1 protein-coding gene is annotated in these 1,465 nt (G+C 65.3%); it reads right to left on the minus strand.

The features are described from left to right. Nucleotides 1-118 precede the first annotated feature (118 nt). Nucleotides 119-1,267 (minus strand): IS110 family RNA-guided transposase, encoded by a 1,149-nt coding sequence (locus ACYOEI_RS41025; RefSeq protein WP_462856467.1) that lies wholly within the window; start codon nt 1,265-1,267, stop codon nt 119-121. Nucleotides 1,268-1,465 lie beyond the last annotated feature (198 nt).

A 1,465-nucleotide genomic window follows, 5' to 3' on the forward strand; every position in this document is an offset into this window, starting at 1 on the left:
GTGCCTGCTCAGAAAATCCCGGAGTCGCGATCGGCTTGTCATGCGCGCACGCCGAACGCCGTCGCTCTTGGGAAGCTCTTCGAGCGACTCGGGGCCGTCTCACGAATCCTCCGGTTCGTTAGGCGGCTTCGTCACTCACGGCGATCTCGTGGTACGTCGTCCCCTCCTTTATCAAGTGATAGATGATCACGAGCATCGTATGTGCCACCGCCACCGCCGCCCGTTTCTTCCCCCGACTCCCCGCGATCCGCCGGAATTTCCGCGAGAGATGCGTCCCCTTGGCACGATAGGCCGCCCACGACGCCTGCACCAGCGCCGTCTTCAGCCAGCGATCACCGGCGGTCGTCCGGCCACTCCGACGTCTCCCGGCACTCTCGTCGTTGCCGCTCGACAGGCCCGCCCACGATGCGAGGTGACCCGCCGTCGGGAACCGACTCATGTCCAACCCGATCTCGGCCACGACGACCTCGGCCACCCGGCGATCCACACCGGGTATCGTCACCAGCCGAGCCATCGTCTCCCCGAAAGGGGCGAGGGCCGCATCGATCCGTTCGTCGTAGCGACGAATCATCGCCTCCAGGTGACTCAAGTGGTCCAGGTGCGAACGGAGGAGGAACCGATGGTGGTCCGACACCGAACCGCGGAGCGCCCGTCGCAGTTCGGAGATCTTCTTGCGAAGCCGGCCCCGGGCGTGGTCGGCCAGCGTGTCCGGGTCGTCATCGCCGCGGAGGATCGCCTCGATCATGGCCCGGCCCGAGACCCCCAACGTGTTAGAGGCCACCGAGGCGAGCTTGATATTGGCGTCCTCCAGGACCTTCTGGATCCGGTTGACGACCGCAGTCTTCTCGCAGGTCAGCTGGGTGCGCTGCCGCGTCAGGTCGCGCAAGTCGCGCGTCGGCCGGGGCGGGACGAAGCTGGCTCGCAACAATCCATATTGAAGCAATTGGGCGATCCATTCGCTGTCCTTGACGTCGGTCTTGCGCCCCGGCACCTGCTTGATGTGATGGGCGTTGACCAAGACGACTGCGAACCGCGACTCCAGGAGGTTGAAGACGGGCTTCCAATACGTCCCGGTCGATTCCATCGCGATGACCTTGACCCCTTGGGCGGCGAGCCAATCGGAGAGGCTCAGGAGGTCGGCGGTCATGGTGGCGAAGGTCTTGATGGTGGTGAAGACCTTGCCTGCGGGGTCGACCCTCCGGACGCATGCGACGACCGTTCGCTTGTGGACATCCAGACCGGCACAGCAGGCGTGCAAGGTATCCATCGACGAGTCTCCCCAGAAAGGCCCCAGGCACGGAGCGACATCGTGGGGAATAAGCAGTCTGCTCGACGTGCTCCGCGGGCGTCGGGACCGACGCCGTTGGGCTACAGGTTCGGGTACGCGCGATGTCTTCGCCAGGCTGTCCCGCGGGCTCGAAGCACCAGTCACCTTTCCGGCGTAAGGCCGTGCCAGGGGCGTGGG

The sequence above is a fragment of the Singulisphaera rosea genome (assembly GCF_054877945.1).

Excerpts from the sequence above, each read along its gene's own strand:
- ACYOEI_RS41025 (WP_462856467.1), bottom strand. The coding sequence starts at position 1,267 with ATGGATACCTTGCACGCCTGCTGTGCCGGTCTGGATGTCCACAAGCGA.